The following is a 1,502-nucleotide window of genomic DNA, read 5'->3' as shown; positions in this document are numbered from 1 at the left end:
CGGGCGAGCGCGGCGGCGCCGGCGAGGACGGTGCGGGCCGCGCGGGCCAGTTCGGCGGGGGGCGGGGTGCCCTCCGGCGGGCGGGGAGCGGGGCGGCGTGGCCGCCCTTCCGCGACCGTACGGATGGGAGCCGCGAGCGGGGCGCGGCCGACGAGTCGGAGCCTGGAGTCGCGCGGGATACGGGACGTCACGCAAGGCAGTGTCCCCGGTGACGGGCCGAAAGCCCAAACGGAATGAGTGAGACCGGTACGAATGGGGCCGTAGGCCCCGGTTGGCGGGGGGCTCGCGGGGCTCTGCCCCGGGGCCCCGGTTACGGGGCTCCGCCCCGGACCCCGCTCCTCAAACGCCGGAGGGGCTGGGATTGGTGGCCCGGGGGCTGGGGCGGACCGCCCCGGGGCCCGCTCCTCAAGTGCCGGAGGGGCTGGAATTGGTGGGCCGGGGGCTACATCAGGGGGGTCAGGAAGCGGCGGAGGGATTCTTCGTAGGGGGTGGGGTCGCGGTTCCAGACGGCGCTGTGGGGGGCGTTCTTGACGGTGTGGGTGACGATCAGGTCGGGGCGGGAGCGGGCGAAGGCGCGGGCCAGGGGGTAGGGGGCGAGGGCGTCGTCCTCGCTCTGGGCGAGGAGGACCGGGACGCGCAGGGCGTGCGGGTCGGCCGCCCGGTCGATCCGTTCCTTCGGCAGGCCCGCGCGGCCCTCCGCCGCCCGTACCGCGAGCGGCAGGACGAAGCCGGGGGTGCGGCGGGCCCGGGCGAGCCCTTCGAGTGCGGACTGCCAGCTCAGGACCGGTGAGTCGAGGATCAGGCCCGCGATGCGGTCGCGATGCTCCGAGCGCGCCGCCACGCGCAGCGCCATCGCGGCCCCCGTCGACCAGCCCAGCAGGACGAGGCGCCGCGCCCCGTGCCGTACCGCCCACCGCACCGCCGCTTCGAGGTCCTGCCACTCGTCCGCGCCGAACCGCGAGAGCGCGCCCTCGGCCGCCGGGGCGCCCGGGTCGCCGCGGTAGGAGAGAGCGAGCACGGGGAGCTGCTGCCGGTGCAGGAAGTCCATCAGCACGAGCGTGTGTTCGCGTGTCGTGCCCAGTCCGTGCGCGGCGATCACCCACGTCGCGCGCGCCGCCGGGACGAACCACGCCGGCAGCGCGCCCGGCAGACCGGCGATCTCGACGTCCTCGTAGTCGAGGCCCAGCGCCGTACGGGGCGTGCCCGTGTACACCTGCGGGGTGAACCGCGCGTGCGTGCCCGGCTTGAACTCGCCTTCTCCGTCGATTAGTTCGCGTACCACCGTGTCCGCCCGGTGGGCCTCCGCGTCAAGCACCCGCCCCACGGCCGCGTGCCTGCCGTCCTCGCCCGCCAGGCCGTAGACGCCGGGGCGCAGCGAGGCGAGGGCGCGGGTGAGCGTGATGCGGTCGGCGGTCGCCGTGTGCACGGTGAGCTTCGGTTCGGTGGGCAGCGGGCGGCCCGGGCGAGGTCGCAGGCCCGCCTCGCCCGCCACGCGCCCGGCG

Annotated in this window: 1 protein-coding gene and 1 pseudogene; both read right to left on the bottom strand. The window is 76.6% G+C overall.

Annotated features, from left to right (window positions below):
- Nucleotides 1-191 (bottom strand): annotated as a pseudogene (locus G3I42_RS11920) (hypothetical protein); the annotation flags it as partial.
- A 251-nt stretch (nt 192-442) separates the two neighbouring features.
- Nucleotides 443-1,502: alpha/beta fold hydrolase (locus G3I42_RS11915; protein WP_164285224.1), on the bottom strand; the 1,060-nt coding region annotated here is incomplete at its 5' end.

This window comes from Streptomyces sp. SID11385 (assembly GCF_010548245.1).
Taxonomy (GTDB): domain Bacteria; phylum Actinomycetota; class Actinomycetes; order Streptomycetales; family Streptomycetaceae; genus Streptomyces.
Note: the sequence above shows the minus strand (reverse complement) of the source record. Positions and strands in the feature narration are given on the sequence as shown.